We start from the raw sequence: 18,664 nt of genomic DNA on the forward strand, positions 1-18,664 counted from the left end.
AGACATATAAAATTCAAAAACAAGCCCAAAAAGTGCATTAAAAGCAACACTTTTTCATTTCAGTCCCACTAAACTGGATAAACAGGCTTCCACGAGAAGTATGCTTTTGCGCACAATCTGCCAATAACAAAAAAAAGAGGATTCCCCATGCTTACCAAGCCATCCAAAGATACTTTTTACTTAGAATTGGGACAGCTAACGTCTAATAAACTTGACCACCTTATGTCTTCCTTTGATAACTTACCTCCTAACCCTTACGCCGATGGTGCTTTTCGTTTACGTCGTTATTCACGTTTTACCTTTGCACAAGGTCAATTGACTCGTCTTCCTTCACAAGCCTTTGTTCAAGATGAAAGCATCAATCACTTCCAAGGAAATGTGGTAAGGTGCTATGAAGATATTGATGATCACACCACCCTAGACCCCGCCTTCATTGAATTATTTGAACATTTCCAAACTATGGCTCATGTTGCTGACAAGGCACCGATTGAAGTCCATCAGTTACGCATTCTTGCGGATCACCAGAGCGTGGAGGCTGCGCCTGAGGGGATTCACCAAGATGGTTTTGATCGCATTGGGATCTATGTGATGAAACGCCATAATATCCAAGGTGGCAATATCAATATTCACCTTACCGCAAACAGCCCAGCACTCATCAGCCATGATTTTGATAAAGGTGAGTTTGTTGTCCTAAATGACCGTAAATTTTTCCATAGTGCACAGCCAATCCAGCCTATCAATGGCGACAAAGGTTTTATGGATGTTTTTGTGCTCACAGCGAACCTAATGCATTAAGAAGAAAACCGTATGTACAATCTAGAAGAATGCCGTAAACAATTCCCTGCTCTTAACCAACGCTATCAAGGGATCACTCCTATCTTTCTGGATGGGCCTGGAGGCTCTCAGGTCAGTCAATCTGTGCTTGATGCCATGACACAGTATTTAGGCCGCTTTAATGCCAATTTAGGTGGCGCTTATTTTTCCAGTAAAGAAACCGAAAAAATGATGTCGTCTGCTCGCCTAGCAGCCAAAGATTTTTACCATGCACCATCAGAAAACAGCATTATTTTTGGTGCGAATGCCACCAGTATCACCTTCCATATGAGTCGTGCTATTGCTCGTGATTGGCAGCCTGGAGACGAAATAATAGTGACTAACTTAGATCATTATTCCAATGTATCGCCATGGGTATTGCTCGCCGAAGAGAAAGGAGTGCAAGTGAATTATGTGCAGGTCAATGAAGCCGACTGCACGCTAGATATGGCACATTTGTCGAAACTACTGAATAAAAAAACGCGTCTTGTGGCAATCACTTGTGCCTCTAATGTCACCGGCTCTATCGTGCCCTTAAAAGAGGTAATGACACTGATCAAAACTCGTAGTCATGCCATTAGTTATTTAGATGCTGTCCATTACGCACCGCATCACTTAATCGATGTGCAAGATCTCAATTGTGACTTTTTAATCACCTCGGCTTATAAATATTTTGGACCTCATTTAGGCGTACTTTATGCCAAGCCAGATACACTCGCCCTATTAACCCCTTATAAAGTAGCCCCCGCAAAGGATCTCGACCCTAACCGTTGGGAAACAGGCACTCAAAACTACGAAGCCCTTGCAGGCTATATCGCTTGCATCAACTATTTAGCTTCATTAGGTAAACATCAGGGACCAAGACGAGAACAACTTAGGGTTTCCTTCCAACAAATCCAGCAACATGAGACGGAGCTTAGTAAAGCCTTGATTAGTGAACTAAGTGAAATCCCTAATTTAACTCTCTATGGAATCCAGGATGTAGATCGCTTATCTGAACGCACTCCTACCATCGCTTTTTGTATTAAAGACATAGAACCGAGAAGGATTTCAGAATTTTTTGCAAAACAAGGTATTTGTCTATGGGATGGCAATTTCTACGCTCAAGGACTTTATAAACAACTGGACCTTTCCGATAAAGGCGGAGTTGTCCGTATTGGCTGCTTACACTACAACAAAGAATCCGAAGTACTCACTTTCAATAAAAAATTAAAATTACTTGTAACCAATTGATACATAAATTAATGCCAACCCCGCACACATTAACTCTCATCTAGAATAGAATTAATACAAGGGTCTCATTCATAATGTTAAGAATAGAGTAAAGTAGACAAAATAGAATTAGGATAACTTGTTGTGACAGATATATTTACGACAGTAATGGATGAAAAATCTGACGCACAACACACAACGAATAGTTCTGAAAAACGTGTCTTAATCATCGATGACCTTGGCGAAATGCGCTTAATGCTAAAGTCATTAATGATGTCAAAAGGCTATACTAATATTGATGTGGAATCCTCAGGTCAAAACGCAATAAAACTCATCCTAGCTAAACACTACGATATAGTATTATCCGACTATAACCTCGGCGGAAGCATTGATGGCCAACAAATATTAGAAACCACCTGTAAAACTTACGCCCTCGATCACTCCACTATTTTCATCATGATTACTGCCGATACGGATTATCAAAGTGTCGTTAGCGTGTTGGAGTACCAGCCTGATAGTTACCTTGTTAAGCCCTTTACCCCTGCGGCTTTTTTCCGACGCCTTGACCGAGTGGAGAAACAAAAAAAAGTCTTTAATGAGGTTAATATATCGCGGAAAAAACAAAATTTTGTCGCCATGGAAAAACAAGCGACAGACATCATGACGAAATTCCCCCATTACGCGAGCTTATGCTTAAAAATTATTGGCGAATCGTTATTTTCGCGCCACCAGTATGAGGAGGCCAAAGAACACTACGAGCTAGCAATACAGAAAAATGAGAACCTAGCTTGGGCCTATTTCGGCATTGCTGAATGTGAATTGAAACTCAGAAATCCAGAACTCGCTATCGTTAACTTAGAAAAAACCATCGAGCTCAGCCGTCACTTTTTATCCGCTTACGATGTCCTTGCCGACGCTCAAGAAAAACTAAAAAACCCTAAAGCGGCTCAAGAAGCGATCATGGCAGCACTAGGCGTTTCTCCTCGCTCTATCGATAGAACTCAACGTCTTGGACAAATCAGTCTTAAAATCAAAGAATGGAACGTTGCAGAACAAGCTTATGCAAAAATTATCCGTTTAACCAAAGGGACCTACCAAGAAAAAGTAGACTACTACTATGACCACCTAAAATGCCTTGCAGGCATGATGGAACATGGTGAGCAAAGCTCAAAAATTGCTGAAAAGTTCAAGCGTTCTTTAATCCGGCTACGCAACCTAGGGAAAGAAAACCCTGTGGTAATAAGCAATTCTTTTCGGGTAGAAGTTCAGCAATACCTGAGTCGAGAACTTATCGGTGAAGCCATTAAATCCTGGAAGCATTGGCGTCACTTAATAGACATAGGTCAAGCTTCACCAATAACCGAAGCACAAGAAGCAACACTTAAAAAACGCCTTGGTGTAGTTTAGCCCTCAACTATTCCACACCAACTAAGAGTAGAGGCAAAATTTAACCTCGTATTAGCTACTTTCTAAGCCCGATATAAGTCTATATAGTTGTTTTAAAAACAATTTTTTACTTTGTGTGTTGCTCACCTTTAAACAAGATAAAAAATAATTTTCATTCCTGCATCCAAACCCCCTCGCCCATTCGTTCCTATAAATAAGCTCCAACATATTACGTCATCAAATAATAAACGCCCTGAAACTGAGTATTAGGGAATAAATATGAATGCCATATACCTAATAGGTATACAAGATATGATTTTCCCTAAAAATGGCCTACAATGCCGAATTGTAATTTTTTGTAACAAACAAAATCACAAGGAAAAATAGTGGCAGAATTAGCAACGCCTTTGCGAAAAGCACAAAAGCCAAATGTAGTTTTAGCACCCAATGCCAACAATACGAATCAACGTGTTTTAATTATCGAAGACATGGGTGAGATGCGCTCTATGCTCAAAGCTCTCATGACGTCATTAGGTTATAGCAACATAGATGTTGAACCTTCCGGACAAGCAGCGATAAAACGCCTGTTAAGCAATCACTACTCCATTGTATTGTCTGACTACAATTTAGGTGGTGTTATCAACGGCCAGCAAATTTTAGAAATTACCCGGAAACTCTATGCTCTAGATCATTCCACCATTTTCATCATGATCACCGCCGACATAGCCTATGAAAATGTCGTCAGCGTATTAGAATATCAACCCGATAGTTACCTTGTTAAACCCTTTACGCCTGCTGCTTTCCAGCGCAGGTTTGAGCGGGTACAGAAACAAAAATCAGTGTTTGACGAAATCAATCAATTCCGTAAGAAGCAAGACTTTGTCAATATGGAAGTCAAAGCCAAGGAAATTATGCTGCAACAGCCTCACTTCGGCAGTCTATGCTTAAAGATCATTGGTGAATCCTTATTTGCTCGAAAGCGCTACAAGGAAGCAAAACGTCACTACATGCAGGTCACCCGAGAGCATGTAAACTTTGCTTGGGCACATCATGGCGTCGCCCTATGTGAAATGAAACTAGGCAATACTCTTGCGGCCATAGATAATTTAAACACGACAATAAAACTAAGCCGTCATTTTTTATCGGCCTACGACCTATTAGCAGACGCTCAAGAAAAGCTAGGCAACTATGAAGCAGCACAAGCCGCCATGCTTACTGTCCTACAAGTATCCCCCTATTCCATAGAAAGGTCGGAAAGGCTCGGCAAACTCAGTAATCGGCTACAAGACTGGAAAAATACTGAACACGCCTACGCTCGAATTCTCCGCCTAGCCCGTGATACCAGCGAAGAAAAAGTAGAGCATTACTATAACTATCTACACGCCATTACCAATCTCATAGAAAATGGCGATACCTCATCGAAGTTGGTAGAGAAATTTAGACGAGCATTAACTCGTCTCCGTTCTCTAGGAAAAGGCAACCCTATTGTCGTCTCTAACTCATTTCGTGCTGAGGTTCAGCAATACTTAAGCCGAGACCATCAAGGAGAAGCAATCAAGTCTTGGCAACAATGGAACCAGATGATAGAAAAAGGCATTGCCGCCCCTATCAAAGACACTCAGGTAAAAGTGATTAAACATCGCCTCGGCTTGCTATAAGACTCCTTCCCCGCTATCGTCAGCGTTTGATTTCTTGCCCGTAGCATTGTGACAAACTCTAGCGCTAGGGCACTGGTTATTTAGGGGCCCACACCATGTCTTCAGACGATAGCACTTCCGGGAATAAAGCCGCTCACACAACGCCTTCTGCGAGCCACGCTTTTTCTACTCTCATACCGGATGTCATTTTAGATGCCGTAGAGTCCACCGGCTTATGGAGCGATTCACGCATCTATCCACTAAACAGCTATGAAAACCGTGTTTACCAAGTCGGGATAGAAGACGCATCACCGCTTATTGCCAAGTTTTATCGACCAGAACGCTGGAGCGAAGCACAAATTCTTGAAGAACACGCCACGCTCTTACAGCTAAAGGCGGCCGGTGTGGCTGTCGTTGCTCCGATGGAGTTTGATGGTAAAAGCCTATTTCGTCATAACGACATCTATTTCTGTTTATCGCCAAGGCTGGTTGGACAACACCCAGAGGCCGATAATCTAGAGGAACTGTATCAGTTAGGCGAGCTCATTGGTCAAGTACATCTGGCAATGCAAAGCACTCCCTTTATTGAGCGCATCAGTGTTTCTCCCTTAGCTCAAATGGATGAGGCCGTCCGTCAAATTTTGGGTAGCAAATACCTTCCTGAAAAGCTCAAGCCGATTTATAAAAAACAGGTTTCTAAGCTTAGAGAAATGAGCGAAGCTCGTATTCATGCTTATTGGCCGACTCAGCTTCGCCCTGTTCATGGTGATAGCCATCGCAGCAACCTAATGCTGCATGAAGGCCAATTCCATTTACTGGATTTTGATGATTGCCAGAATGGCGTAGCGGTTCAGGATTTATGGCTGCATTTAACCCAGACAGAAAACCCCAGACAACAACTCAGTGAAATCATCGAGGGTTACGAAACCTACTTACCCTTTGAAACCCGTGAGTTAGATTTGATCGATGTCTTCAAAAGTGTACGTATTATTTGCTACGCTGCTTGGCTACAAAACCGTTGGCATGATCCTGCTTTCGTTAAAGCTTTCCCTTGGTTTGGTAGCGAAGACTATTGGTTAAATCACCTAAGTGAGCTACAAGGCTGCGAGCAGGAATGGGGAAATATTTCGCGATGATGCCATTAGAGTCGTCTCTCCAAACCCTGTTTGGTTTTGACCAATTTCGCGAGGGCCAACACCAAACCATCGAGCAGCTTTTATCTGGGCACTCTTCGCTTGCAGTGTTTCCAACCGGATCGGGAAAATCCTTGTGCTATCAGTTCACAGCGACTCAGCTAGCTGACTTAACTTTGGTCATTTCCCCCCTTATCGCCTTGATGCATGACCAATTGGCCTTTTTAAAAACCAAAGGCATTGCTGCCGCCTGTTTAGACTCCAGCCAGAATAAAGAGGAAAGCCAAGCCGTCATGTCTGGGGTACAAAATGGTTCGATCAAAATCCTAATGATTTCAGTCGAACGCTTTAAAAATGAGCGCTTTCGCCGCTTCATCAAGCGCATACCTATTTCCATGCTAGTAGTAGATGAAGCGCACTGTATTTCAGAATGGGGCCATAACTTTCGCCCTGACTATTTAAAACTCCCCCACTATCAACAAGAACTCGCGATTCCCCTCGTACTATTGCTCACCGCCACCGCCACACGGCGAGTGCAGAGAGACATGGCGCAGAAATTCGCTATTCACCCGGCGCATATAGTACAAACAGGATTCTATCGACATAATCTAGACATTGATCTACTACCTGCCCAAGCTAATGACAAGCTTAATAAGTTAAAAAACGTATTGAACGACACCCAAGGGCCGAGCATTGTTTATGTTACTCAGCAAAAAACCACCGAAGACATCGCTCAGGCTTTAAGAGCTGATGGCTATTCCGCAGTTGCTTATCATGCGGGATTAGACAGCGAGATACGCAGTCGCATTCAAGCGGACTTCATGTCCAGCAAAACACGTATTATAGTTGCGACCATTGCCTTTGGTATGGGCATTGATAAAGCCGACATTCGTCTTGTGGTACATTATGACTTGCCTAAGTCGATTGAAAACTACAGTCAAGAAATTGGGCGTGCAGGACGAGACAACCTAGCCAGCCGCTGCGTATTGCTCGCTAGCTTAGAAGGCTTGCATACTCTAGAAAATTTCGTCTACGGTGACACACCTGAGCCACAAGACATAGACACCCTGCTGCACACTATTGCAGAGCAAACCGTCGAACAAGAGTGGGAAACACAGCTTTACGGACTATCCAATCAAACCAATATTCGTTCTTTGCCAGTCAAAACCCTACTGGTTCAGCTCGAATTACTCGGTGCCATCACACCAAAATACAGTTATTACGCTGATGTACGCATTAAATGGGAAGGGGATCGAATTTCCTTTGCAAATCAGATACCGGTTGAATGGCAGAATGCCTACCAAGCCATTCTCACTGGCATTCAATATAAAAAAATCTGGGGCGCGCCAGATTTCAATAAACTCTTTAATGAGGCAGGGTTATCTCGAGGTGATGTGCTGCAGGTGTTAGAGTTCGCAGCGGAGCAGAATGTCCTCACACTAGAAAGTAAAGGCTTGACCGAAGTCTATCAGGTCAATTCCCATGCATTTCATCATCAAACGTTAGCCAACCAATTACAGCAATATGTCGATGAAAAACAAAGTGCCGAAATAGAGCGCATTGCCACCATGATTCGCTTTTTTCAATTAGAGCGCTGCCTAAATCACAACCTAGCCCGCTACTTCGGTGATCAAAATGCACCCGAAGCCTGTGGCCACTGCTCCGTTTGCCGTAACAATGTGCTCGTTTTTGCTAAACCAGAAATAAGCGGGAGCCGTCATCATGATTGGCAAGAAAACTTAGCAGACTACATCAAAGAGTTCGCCCACCATGTCAAAACCAAAAGCCCTAACACGGCCATCACAGCGGTATTGATTACACGCTTTTTAACTGGCTTAACACAACCTATATTCACCAAGATCAAAGCACGGCAGTTACGAGGTTTTGCCCACTGTGAAGAGCAGGCGTACCAATCCGTGCTTGAGGTTGTTACTCATATTTTGTCGAGGAACTAGGTTGAGATGAGGATTTAGCGCCTGTTGAGGAACTCGACTCTTCAACAGTAGCATTATCACTCTGTTCATCCGTATGATGGGTATCTGTATGACTCAACTCACCCTCCTGATAAACACTCACTTCAATGAGATTATTATCAAGGTCATTAAAATAAACGGACTCAATTGGACCTTGGGCACCAGACTTGGTCACCGGGCCTTCTAATAGATTTATTCCAGATTCTTGCAGAGAAGCCATCACCTTTTCCATAGGCCATTCAGCAATCAAACACAGGTCACCTGAACCTTCCATCGCATGGTTACGAACTTCATCTCCCAATAACTGAAAGTTGATTTTCTGATTACCAAAACGCACTGCCCGCCGGCCTTCGCCAAAGCTAATCGCTTCCATTTTCAAGGTAGTTTCGTAAAAAGATACCGCCTTTTCTATATCTGCCACCGTCAATACAATGTGGTCCAAATGGCTAATCATTTTTGCCTGTCTCCCTCATACAAGTCAGCCATCATGCTACGAATCATTGCGAGGAAAAACAAGTTAATAAATAAGCGTTTAGCGTAAAGAATGTAAAGTAAGACCACCGTCAATCAAGCTTAACTTTTGACGTTTATTGAGTTTCTTCACACGATACTCCAGCACCAAAGCATCACTCTTAGAACCCACCTCCTCATGCCACATGAGTTCTAACGGCCCCTTACCTTTCAAATAGCGAGCGCCCCGCTTATTCAAACCAGAATGCTCTTTAAAACGACGCTCCACATCCGTAGTAATACCAGTGTAAAGAGTATTGAGACGAGTCTTAATCATATAAATACTCCACACAGACACTTCAACATTCTGGACGCTGTTGATCACCTTCAATACTCCCCCTGTGACTTCCTTTGATTACGACCTAATAAAAACAGCTGCGCTACAAGGCACGATACAACCAAACCTATCGCAAATAAATTCGTTCCTTGCCAGCCAATAAGAGACATCAAAACAGCAGGTAACATGGCACCCAACATAGCTAAAATGGCAATGCCTGTATCACCCGCTCCTTGCAAACGCTTTGCATCTTCATTGCCTTCTAACAGCACTGCAATATAGGCACTGCCACCGACATAGGCCAAGTTCCAAGCCAATCCCAAAAATATCAAAGAAACCACAATCGACGAGTAGCTATCATCAAGAACATTCACCAAAAAGGTGACCAAAAACAGCAACAATCCTGTGCCAATCACTTTTTGGTGACCAAACTTGGTGATCAAATAACCAGACACAAAAGATGGTGCAAACATAGCTATCACATGCCATTGAATCGCCATCGCCGAATGATCAAACATCACGTGCATATGGTGCATTTTCAAGGACGACTGGACCATCACCAAGTTCATAATCCCGAAGCTCAAAGCAACGGATACAATGGTAAAAAGCAGCATGGGAGAAGCACTTTCTGATAACCGACGGCGAGCATTAACAACGTCGACACCCTGCTTTTTATGCGCTTTTATAAGCGTTTCTTTTGGCAAAAACTGAATCAGTAGCAAATTCAGCAAAGCCAAGAGGATGAGCACGCCATAGCATAACGAAAATAAAGGAAACCCCTCGATATCCCGTAGGGAACTGGAAATAAAAGGGCCGATAATACCCGCCACAAGACCACCAGCAATCACAAAAGAAACAGCTTTAGACTTCACCTTCCCCGTTAAATTATCCACCGCAGCAAAGCGATAATAATTAGCACAAGCAACAAAGCATCCCAGTAAAGAATGTGCCAATAACAGCAGCCAAAAAGAGTTTTGCAGAACAGCAAGATAGCCGCTAATACCTGCGCCGGCTAACCCTATCGCCCCCACCACAAAGCCAAACTTGCGGCCTTTTTTTTCCATCAAGATAGAAACTGGATAAGTCGCCAATAATATAAACAAAAACTGCATACCATAGGGCAAGGTAGCCCAACTCTCATTAGGCGCTATCAGATTTCCCACGACAGCAGCAACGGCCACCGAAATAACCGCGGCGGTTAAGTTAATTGACTGACACAAAAAGTACAAATAAATGTATTTAGGAATCGCCGTCACTTGCATTGCAGCACCTTTCATTTAGAACGTCCTTTCGATGTCAATGTTGGAGAACCTAATGGCTCACCATTAATAGTAAAGTAGATGCCGTGGCAGCCCCCATGAAAAAATTAAACGCTCGCTGACGTTTTGGCTCAGTTAACCAACGACGAATACTGGTTCCCGCCCACGCCCAAACGGTAATGGAAGGAAAGTTTACACAAGAAAAGAGCACAACAATCCAAATACCAGACAGTACATACAGATCCCCGCTTAATGAAAAGCTCGCCACAGCACTGATCGACATAATCCACGCTTTTGGATTCACATATTGAAAAAGCAAAGCTTGCCACCAACGCATAGGCGAAGCTTTATTCGCTTTATCTTGCAGTCTCCCTACCGGCGAACTGGCTATTTTCCAAGCCAACCAGAGCAAATACGCACAACCAGCCCACTTCAAGACTTCATATATAGGCGGATACAAAGCAAACAAAGCACCAAGCCCTAATAAAACAGAAGTCAGCATGCTCGCCATCCCTAATGTGATGCCGATCATATGGGGCAAGGTCCGTCGAAAACCAAACTGTGCCCCTGACGCCAATAACATAATGTTATTTGGCCCTGGAGTAATCGAGGTTACCCAGGCGAACATGGCAATCGCCAAATAAAAAGTCGGAGTACTCAACATCACTCACGCTCCCTTGTCCGGTATAAATCCTGATAAACACCACCCAATGACGCTTTTGCTATTTCTGCGGTACGCAGCTCTTCATTAATACCCACATCCTTTAACTGTGTTGCAGTAAGTTTTGCCAAGGCTTTACGTGTTTGATAGCGCTCCATACAGAACTGAATATGAGCAAGTAGACTAATAACTAACATGGCTTTTCTCCTTCCAATGATGGCTGCTAACCTATGTCACAGCGACCTTGTGTGTGTATTACTACTTTAGAAAAAAGCCCATCAACAATACAGATCCAGATGATTTCATTATCCACCATACAGAATGAGGTTTTTTATTCTGTATGGTGTAATAATGCACAATCTGTATGGTCACTATACCGAGCAAAAAAACCTACAATAATTACAGACATTCGAAAGATATAAATAAAGGCACTTATCGGGGACAAACCATGACGCTTTATCAAAACCTAGCAAACCGTCTACGGGAACACATACAGCATGGCTTTTACAAAGTAGGCGACAAATTACCTTCGGTACGACAACTTGCTCAAGAACACAGCGTCAGCATTTCCACGGTTCAAGAGGCTTACCGTCAATTGGAACAAGAAATTCTAGTTGAAGCTCGACCAAAATCCGGTTATTTCGTTTGCCATCGTCAACAGAGTGACAACTTGCCCAGTGTTTCACGACCACCACAGCGCCCTTTAGAAGTATCCCAATGGGAGGCGGTACTGAATATGCTGATGATCCGCACCAGAAAAGATACCGATGTTCATTTACAACATGCCATGCCAGATATGAAGGCCTCCACATTAAAGCCTTTACTTAAAACCCTGTCGGACCTGTCTAAGCAACACCCTGAACTAGGATTAGGTTACGGCGACGTTCGAGGTGCCGAAGAGTTGCGTATAGAGCTTTCTCGCTTGGCGGTCGCTTCTGGCTGTCAACTCCATCCAGACGATCTGGTCATCACATCCGGCTGTCAAGAAGCCTTGTCTGTTTGCCTAAGAGCGGTTTCCGAACCCGGCGACATTATTGCCATTGAATCACCCAGCTTTTATGGTTCCATGCAAGCCATCAAGGCGGCAAACTTAAAAGTCATGGAAATCCCTACTCACCCAGAAACCGGCATGAGCCTAGAGGCATTAGAGCTGGCGCTTGATCAGTGGCCAATTAAAGCCATTTTTGTCACCCCTACTTGTAATAACCCCATGGGCTACACCATGCCAGACGACAAAAAAGAAAAGCTTTATCGCCTTGCGCAAAACTACAACATTGCCATAGTAGAAGACGATATTTATGGCGATATTTCCTATCAATTTCCACGCCCTAAAAGCATTAAGTCTTTCGATACCGATGGCCGTGTTCTATTGTGTTCTTCGTTTTCAAAAACCATCGCCCCAGGTATGCGTGTGGGTTGGATTGCCCCCGGCCGATATCGTGACAAGGTCACCCACATCAAATATGTGAACAGCTCAATGTGCCCGGTTTTTCCACAACTGGCCATTGCCAAGTTTATTCGCCTAGGTGGCTACGCTAAGCATTTACGTCTTGTTCGGCAGCGCTATGAACGACAGCGAGACCACCTTCTTAACAGCATCAAAACCCACCTTCCAAGCGATACTCGAGTGAGCTTCCCTGATGGCAGCTTCATATTGTGGGTAGAACTCAATGAAAACATCGATGCCACAAAAATGCTCGAAGCCTGCCGTGAAAAAGGTGTTGGTTTCGCACCTGGACCATTATTTTCTTCCACTGGCAAGTTCCGTAATTGCTTACGACTTAACTACAGTGAACTCAGTATGGAAAAACGAGAGTGGGCCATTAAGACCTTAGCCAAGGTATTAAAAGAATTTACACAGGAGAATATAACCACGGCCCCTAAAGACAGTCTAAGGCGTTAATATCTAAGGTTACTCATTCCAGCGACACAATTGTAAAGATATGCAAAGAGTGTCCCAAGCGCTAACGAATAACCTAATAATCTGGTAAGAATATAACGGTCATTTATCGTAGGTATATCGAATGCACTACAAGCCTTTATGGAATATCGGGCTGCTCTGCTTTAGCCTTGTTCTAACGGCATGCGCCAGCACAGAAAACCGTGAGAAATTTGCCAACTTAGCACAACAGGAACTCAATAGAGTAAGCAGTGAAAAGGCGACACAATGGAAGCAGCTGGATCAGGTCGCCCCTGCTAGCTATTTAACAGATTTGCTGCAAGATCCACAGCTCGACAAGCTCATCAAGCAAGCACTTATAGCAAACCCAAACTTGCAAAGCACCTTGCTGACCTTGCAAACCAGTGTGTGGGAATTGAAAAGTACCCATGGAGACAGTTTACCCAGCGTCAATGCCAGTATTGGCGCGAGAGAGTCCAAAGACGCAGACACCAGCTACAATGCTGACCTAACCGTTAGCTGGGAACTAGACCTCTGGCAAAAACTCGCTAATTCTGAACAAGCGGCGGCAAAAACCTTAGCGGGAGACGAAGCACTTTATCAAGCAAGTCGCGATGCCCTCGTGGCCAATGTGATGAAAACTTGGCTGTCTCTCACCGCTCGACAACATGCGGTCAAAATAGAGCAACAAAGATTGGCCTTGCTCGAAGCCAATGAAAAGTTGATTATCAAACGTTTTAAAAATGGCCTAGACAACCTAGAAAAAATGGACGAAGCCCGTACTTCAACCTCACAATCACGAGCCAACTTAGCCGAATACAAAGAAAACCTCGAAACCAAAAAGCGCGAACTGCAATTGCTACTGGGAACAACGAAAACACTCAACATGACTCCAAATGTAGATTACCCAAATGTCAGCCTGACCCTAGATAAACTACCTGAGCAAAGTCTACAACGCCGTCCCGATTTAAAATCCGCCTATTTAGCCATCGAAGCGGCTGATCTGAATACCTCAGTGGCCTATAAAAACATGTTGCCATCCATCAGTTTAAGCGCGGCATTGAGCGATGCAGCAGAATCGCCACGTATGGCATTATTTACCGCCCCCGTTTGGTCATTGGTCGCACAGTTAACCCAACCACTCTATAAAGGCGGACAATTAAAAGCCGCCAAAGAAATCGCCAAACTAAAAACAGCACAGGCTTACCAGTCCTATCGCAACACACTATTAACCGCCGTTAACGAGGTAGAAAACGCCATTGGACAAGAAAAAGTGCTACAACAAAGGGTCAGTCATATTCGTGATGCCCTCGCCAGTTCACGCAGTAATTTAACTCAATATGAAAAGAAGTACCGCAGCGGTTTGGTCGCCCTCAGTGACTTAATTTCTGCACAAACCACCACCTTTGATCTAGAAGCCCAACTTGATAGGCTCATTTTCGATCATTTATCAAACCGTATTACATTAGGATTGGCACTAGGCCTTGGAGTTAAACAACCATGAAGACCTCTTCACAATGGATGCTTCTTATCTTGTCTTTGCTTGCCGCCATCGCTGCCTACTTCTACATTAATAATGCGTTACAAGAACAAGAGTTCGATCGCGGCAGACCACGCCCTGAGCAAAAAGAACAAGCTATCGACGTCAGTACAATAAAGCGACAGGCCAGCAGCCACACAGCAACAATACAGGCTTCCGGTATTGCGAAACCAAGATACCAACTTAGCTTAACCAGCCAAGTAAGCGGTGAAGTGGTGAATATCTCCAATCAACTTGAAGCAGGCCAAAGGGTCAAAGAAGGCGATGTGTTAGCAACCCTAAGCAACCGCCAATTAAACAGTGCCGTTGCGAGCGCTAAAAAAGCGCTGGCCAGTGCCGAGCTTGCCCTTAAAGAAGAACAACGCCAAGGTGATCAAGCCCGTGCTGAATGGAAAGCTGCTGGCTTTAAAGGCGACCCTGAATCCGATTTAGTATTGCGCGTTCCGCAACTGGCCAATGCCAAAGCCGATGTCAATGCTGCCAAGGCCGCCCTTGCGCAAGCCCAAGACGACCTGCACCATACCAAAATAGTCGCGCCCTTTGATGCTTTGGTTATTAACCGCAACATTTCACCCGGCTCCTATCTAAGTGCAGGAGGCGAAATTGCTACGTTATACAGTACCGATCGGGCGGAAATCACCATCAACTTAGCCAGTAGTGATTGGCAAAAATTGCCCGCCATGTCGAGCCTGCTTAGCCATGATTGGCCAGTTGCTATTCGTAGCATTGACTCGAACGATAGCTGGCAAGGCAAGATACTGAGTGTCGATCAACACATTGATACCAACACCAGAATGCGCAGTTTAATCGTCAGCCTTGCTTCCCCTTTGGATCAAACACCGCCGCTGCTCCCCGGGGCCTTCGTCACCATCCAATTACAAGGCAAGCCAATGGCCAATTTATGGCAACTTCCTAGCTCTGCCCTTAGCCAAAAAAGTGAAATTTGGTATCTGAATGACGACAACCGACTCGATGCTTTTGAGACCACACCGCTCTTTGTTGACTCTCAATTCATCTACATACAAGTGCCTGAGAAGTTACAAAACAGGGCTTACCATGTGCTCGTCAAACCCTACAGTAGCTACCTTAAAGACACCCTAGTCAATCCTGTGGAGCAAGCACAATAATGACCCCTCTTGACCAACCAAAAGGCATTATCCCGTGGTTTGCAGGCAATCCCGTTGCCGCTAATTTGTTGATGCTCTTAGTGATTGCCCTAGGGGTGATCAATATGGGCTCCCTCAACAAAAAGAGCTTCCCCACCTTGCCTCCCAATGGCATTGACATCAATGTCAGCTACGACAGTGGCTCCGCAAAAGAAAGTGAAGAAGGCATCGCCATTCCTATTGAACAAAAATTACAAGGTGTGGAAGGTATCAAAAGCGTTATGTCGAGCTCGTCTGCGGGTGGGGCACAGGTCAGCATAGAAGTAAAAGACGACTATGATCTAGATAAGGTTTTCTCTGACATAAAAGATAAGGTCGGCGAGATTAATAGCTTCCCTAGCGAAGCCGATCCTGCCGTTATTACGAAAGACACACGCTCCGAGCTCGCAATCATTATTCAACTCTATGGCGATGCAGACAGACGTACTCTACAAAAACTGGCTGACGATCTAAAAACCGACTTATTGGCTGACGAGGAAATTAACTCGGCGTCCATTTCCGGTATGTTAGACCCTACAATGCTCATTGATATTGATAAAAATAAGCTGGAGGCTTATGGCCTTACCCTATCAGACATTAGTACGGCGATTAAAACAGAATCAAGCTCTGCTCAAGTCGCAACGCTAAGCAATAAAGACGTCTATTTAACCATTAGCGCTTCTGAGCAAGCCTACTTCAAACAGCAATTTGCCAATATTCCCGTAAAACAAATCGCCACGGGAGGACAAGTCATGTTGGGGGAGATTGCGAATATTCGCGATACCTTTGATGACACAGACTTTGTCTTATCTCGTTTCAACCAAAAAAACAGTCTCGCCATTAGAGTCAACACAACGGGCAATGACGACATTATTACCACGGTGAATGCCACTCAAAAAGTCGTCAAAACATGGCAAGAAAACGGCCGTTTACCGAATAAAGTGCAGCTTACTACCTGGAATAATCGCAGCGAATCGATTAACCAACGACTCAATCTAATGATCAAAAATGCCATGACAGGCGTTTTTCTCGTGTTTGTTTTGCTGGCTATTTTTCTCAATATTACTGTCGCGTTTTGGGTCGCCATGGGCTTGCCCTTCATCTTCTTCGGCACCATTTTTATTATGGGAACCAGTAGTATTGGTCTAACGTTAAATCTGATCACTACCTTTGGCTTTATTCTCGCCCTAGGCATAGTAGTGGACGATGCCGTCGTCGTGGGAGAAAGCATTTACGCGACAAGAAAAAGAGACGGCGATACCCTAGGCAATACCATAAAAGGCACCATGCAAGTGGCCGTCCCCACGTTATTTGGCGTCTTCACCACGGTGGCGGCTTTTTGGGCCTTGTCCAATATCGATGGGCGACTTGGGAGAATCTACTCCCAATTCGCTGTCGTCGTCGCCATTTGCTTGGTGCTATCAGTGGTCGAATCAAAAATCATTTTGCCAGCTCACCTGTCTCACCTTAATACTCACAAAGCAGTCCCAAAAAATATTCTTTCCAAGTTTTGGGCCATGATTCAACAAGGAGCCGATTCTGGATTGCAGTACTTTAGTGACCGACTTTATCGACCGGCCATCGATTTTGCTTTGAATCAAAGATATGCCATGTGCATCCTCTTTATCACGCTCTTTGCCCTCGTCATGTCGATGCCCTTCACTGGCGACATTCGCACCAGCTTCTTCCCTCGTATTCCGGGCGATACAGTACGCGCTACACTTGTCATGCAAAGTGATACCAGCTATGGACAGACTCAACGAGCATTATTAGCGATAGAACAAACAGCCTATCAAGCAGACCTTGAACTGCGTCAAAAACCTAGCAGGAAAGGTCAAGGTCAAGATCAAAAGCCAGCAGAGCCCCTCTCTAACGATAAAAGACCAAAGCAGAAACCAGTAACAGAAAGCGGCATTAAGAATATTCAAACCGCCTCTAGTGGTGACCAAGGAGGCAGTTTTCGTGTTGAGCTAAAAAGCGATGGGCCTTATACCGCCCGCCAGTTCTCTAGCAAATGGCAACAGCTCACAGGATTACCAGAAGGGGTAAAAAGCTTCCGCATTCGTAGTGGTCGAGATACCGTCGATGCCTTGTATGTGGAACTCACCAGCAGTGATTCAAATGCCCTCGATGGGGCGATAGAAACACTCATTAGCAAGCTAAATGGCCTACCCGCAGTAACCGGCATTGAAAAATACGATACCCCACCTGAAGCGCGTCTGACTTTAAACTTAACCGAACAAGGACGCCTATTAGGGCTAGACACAACAGATCTAGCAGGCCAAGTAACACAGAACTTTGATGGCACTGTGGTGCAAAAATATCAACGAGACAATGATGAAATCGAAGTGCGACTCGGCTACCCAAAAGACCAGCAAGAGTCACCCACCGCCATCATGAACACCAAGGTTATCCTAGATAATGGCGCACGCATTCCCCTCTCATCCGTAGCCAGTTTAACAAAAACCGAAGTGCAAACAGACATCATACGTATTGATGGCAAGCGCTCTTATTATCTCTCTGCGGAAGTGGATAAAGACCTCATGTCTTCTACTGAGATTGTGGATTACCTAAAAAGTGCAGTGATGCCAAATTTGCAAAAGCAATTTGCCAGTGTCCATTTTGATTTCTCTGGAGAAGCCGAAGAACAGGCCGAAACCGAATCCTCCCTCGCCAAGATGTTTATGCTAGCGTTACTCATCATCTATGCTTTATTGGCTATTCCACTTAAATCCTATAGCCAACCTATTATCATCATGATGGCAATACCTTTTGGTATTATCGGGGCTTTATTGGGACACTGGATGAATGACTTATCACTGAGCATTTTCTCCCTCAACGGCATCTTGGCGCTCAGCGGTGTGGTGGTCAACGACAGCCTATTATTGGTGTCTAGATTTAACGATATTCGCAAAGACACCGTGCATGTAAAGCACGCCATTCGCCTAGCCTGCCAGAGTCGATTACGGGCAGTATTACTCACCTCTTTCACTACCTTTGCCGGCTTGATGCCGATACTGTGGGAAACCTCAAGGCAGGCACAGGCCTTGATTCCTGCGGCGGTATCCTTAGGTTATGGCATCATGTTTGCCACCGTCATTACATTGGTATTAATTCCAGTACTCTTGATGATTCAAGAAGATATACGTAAGCTAATTGCTCGAATCAGCCACAAAGCCACGAAAGTATTGGAACCACAAGACGAATCGATTTAAAGA

At 44.4% G+C, this 18,664-nt stretch carries 15 protein-coding genes; 10 read left to right on the top strand and 5 right to left on the bottom strand.

All coding sequences use genetic code 11. From position 1 onward, the window contains the following. Nucleotides 1-147: 147 nt before the first annotated feature. The 6 genes from I8J31_RS06870 to I8J31_RS06895 all read left to right on the top strand — a co-directional run bounded on the left by I8J31_RS06870 (nucleotide 148) and on the right by I8J31_RS06895 (nucleotide 8,136). Nucleotides 148-795, top strand: coding sequence for a 2OG-Fe dioxygenase family protein (locus tag I8J31_RS06870; protein WP_199467542.1), 648 nt, complete (start codon nucleotides 148-150; stop codon nucleotides 793-795). Nucleotides 796-807: 12 nt separating this feature from the next. Further along, entirely contained in the window at nucleotides 808-2,046 is a 1,239-nt protein-coding gene (locus I8J31_RS06875) for a cysteine desulfurase-like protein (RefSeq protein WP_199467543.1), read from the top strand. A gap of 123 nt (nucleotides 2,047-2,169) precedes the next feature. Continuing rightward, nucleotides 2,170-3,432 (top strand): response regulator, encoded by a 1,263-nt coding sequence (locus tag I8J31_RS06880; protein ID WP_325101176.1) that lies wholly within the window; start codon nucleotides 2,170-2,172, stop codon nucleotides 3,430-3,432. A 365-nt stretch (nucleotides 3,433-3,797) separates the two neighbouring features. Continuing rightward, a complete protein-coding gene (locus tag I8J31_RS06885; RefSeq protein ID WP_325101177.1) occupies nucleotides 3,798-5,069 on the top strand; it encodes a response regulator in 1,272 nt (423 codons plus the stop codon). Nucleotides 5,070-5,164: 95 nt separating this feature from the next. After that, nucleotides 5,165-6,184, top strand: a complete 1,020-nt coding sequence (locus tag I8J31_RS06890) for a serine/threonine protein kinase (protein ID WP_199467544.1) — start codon at nucleotides 5,165-5,167, stop codon at nucleotides 6,182-6,184. Further along, on the top strand, nucleotides 6,163-8,136 hold the full coding sequence (locus I8J31_RS06895; RefSeq protein ID WP_233402636.1) for a RecQ family ATP-dependent DNA helicase: 1,974 nt from the start codon (nucleotides 6,163-6,165) through the stop codon (nucleotides 8,134-8,136). The genes I8J31_RS06890 and I8J31_RS06895 overlap by 22 nt, the downstream gene beginning before the upstream one ends. Here I8J31_RS06895 and I8J31_RS06900 read toward each other — a convergent pair. From I8J31_RS06900 to I8J31_RS06920, 5 genes are all read right to left on the bottom strand, one after another. Continuing rightward, entirely contained in the window at nucleotides 8,111-8,608 is a 498-nt protein-coding gene (locus I8J31_RS06900; RefSeq protein WP_199467545.1) for a VOC family protein, read from the bottom strand. The genes I8J31_RS06895 and I8J31_RS06900 overlap by 26 nt on opposite strands. Before the next feature lie 78 nt (nucleotides 8,609-8,686). Next, the gene (locus tag I8J31_RS06905) at nucleotides 8,687-8,941 is read right to left on the bottom strand and encodes a GIY-YIG nuclease family protein (RefSeq protein ID WP_199467546.1); all 255 of its coding nucleotides are present in this window, start codon (nucleotides 8,939-8,941) and stop codon (nucleotides 8,687-8,689) included. A 50-nt stretch (nucleotides 8,942-8,991) separates the two neighbouring features. Next, nucleotides 8,992-10,218: an MFS transporter gene (locus I8J31_RS06910; protein WP_199467547.1), complete on the bottom strand. Its 1,227-nt coding sequence runs from the start codon at nucleotides 10,216-10,218 to the stop codon at nucleotides 8,992-8,994. Between the two features lie 34 nt (nucleotides 10,219-10,252). Further along, nucleotides 10,253-10,864: a LysE family translocator gene (locus I8J31_RS06915; RefSeq protein WP_199467613.1), complete on the bottom strand. Its 612-nt coding sequence runs from the start codon at nucleotides 10,862-10,864 to the stop codon at nucleotides 10,253-10,255. Then, nucleotides 10,864-11,058: a YjiS-like domain-containing protein gene (locus I8J31_RS06920; protein ID WP_199467548.1), complete on the bottom strand. Its 195-nt coding sequence runs from the start codon at nucleotides 11,056-11,058 to the stop codon at nucleotides 10,864-10,866. Before I8J31_RS06920 ends, I8J31_RS06915 begins: the two co-directional genes overlap by 1 nt. Before the next feature lie 251 nt (nucleotides 11,059-11,309). On the opposite strand from I8J31_RS06920, the gene I8J31_RS06925 reads away from it, so the two are divergent. From I8J31_RS06925 to I8J31_RS06940, 4 genes are all read left to right on the top strand, one after another. Continuing rightward, a complete protein-coding gene (locus I8J31_RS06925; protein WP_199467549.1) occupies nucleotides 11,310-12,764 on the top strand; it encodes an aminotransferase-like domain-containing protein in 1,455 nt (484 codons plus the stop codon). Nucleotides 12,765-12,885: 121 nt separating this feature from the next. Then, entirely contained in the window at nucleotides 12,886-14,265 is a 1,380-nt protein-coding gene (locus tag I8J31_RS06930) for an efflux transporter outer membrane subunit (RefSeq protein WP_199467550.1), read from the top strand. Continuing rightward, nucleotides 14,262-15,428, top strand: coding sequence for an efflux RND transporter periplasmic adaptor subunit (locus I8J31_RS06935; RefSeq protein ID WP_199467551.1), 1,167 nt, complete (start codon nucleotides 14,262-14,264; stop codon nucleotides 15,426-15,428). Before I8J31_RS06930 ends, I8J31_RS06935 begins: the two co-directional genes overlap by 4 nt. Continuing rightward, complete coding sequence (locus tag I8J31_RS06940) at nucleotides 15,428-18,661, top strand: efflux RND transporter permease subunit (protein WP_199467552.1); 3,234 nt, start codon at nucleotides 15,428-15,430, stop codon at nucleotides 18,659-18,661. The genes I8J31_RS06935 and I8J31_RS06940 overlap by 1 nt, the downstream gene beginning before the upstream one ends. Nucleotides 18,662-18,664: the final 3 nt, after the last annotated feature.

Origin of the sequence: Marinomonas transparens (assembly GCF_016463975.1) — a bacterium.
GTDB lineage: Bacteria > Pseudomonadota > Gammaproteobacteria > Pseudomonadales > Marinomonadaceae > Marinomonas > Marinomonas transparens.

Coding starts and splice junctions, on each gene's coding strand:
- I8J31_RS06870 (WP_199467542.1), top strand. CDS start 148: ATGCTTACCAAGCCATCCAAAGATACTTTTTACTTAGAATTGGGACAG.
- I8J31_RS06875 (WP_199467543.1), top strand. CDS start 808: ATGTACAATCTAGAAGAATGCCGTAAACAATTCCCTGCTCTTAACCAA.
- I8J31_RS06890 (WP_199467544.1), top strand. CDS start 5,165: ATGTCTTCAGACGATAGCACTTCCGGGAATAAAGCCGCTCACACAACG.
- I8J31_RS06895 (WP_233402636.1), top strand. CDS start 6,163: ATGGGGAAATATTTCGCGATGATGCCATTAGAGTCGTCTCTCCAAACC.
- I8J31_RS06900 (WP_199467545.1), bottom strand. CDS start 8,608: ATGATTAGCCATTTGGACCACATTGTATTGACGGTGGCAGATATAGAA.
- I8J31_RS06905 (WP_199467546.1), bottom strand. CDS start 8,941: ATGATTAAGACTCGTCTCAATACTCTTTACACTGGTATTACTACGGAT.
- I8J31_RS06910 (WP_199467547.1), bottom strand. CDS start 10,218: ATGAAAGGTGCTGCAATGCAAGTGACGGCGATTCCTAAATACATTTAT.
- I8J31_RS06915 (WP_199467613.1), bottom strand. CDS start 10,864: ATGTTGAGTACTCCGACTTTTTATTTGGCGATTGCCATGTTCGCCTGG.
- I8J31_RS06920 (WP_199467548.1), bottom strand. CDS start 11,058: ATGTTAGTTATTAGTCTACTTGCTCATATTCAGTTCTGTATGGAGCGC.
- I8J31_RS06925 (WP_199467549.1), top strand. CDS start 11,310: ATGACGCTTTATCAAAACCTAGCAAACCGTCTACGGGAACACATACAG.
- I8J31_RS06930 (WP_199467550.1), top strand. CDS start 12,886: ATGCACTACAAGCCTTTATGGAATATCGGGCTGCTCTGCTTTAGCCTT.
- I8J31_RS06935 (WP_199467551.1), top strand. CDS start 14,262: ATGAAGACCTCTTCACAATGGATGCTTCTTATCTTGTCTTTGCTTGCC.
- I8J31_RS06940 (WP_199467552.1), top strand. CDS start 15,428: ATGACCCCTCTTGACCAACCAAAAGGCATTATCCCGTGGTTTGCAGGC.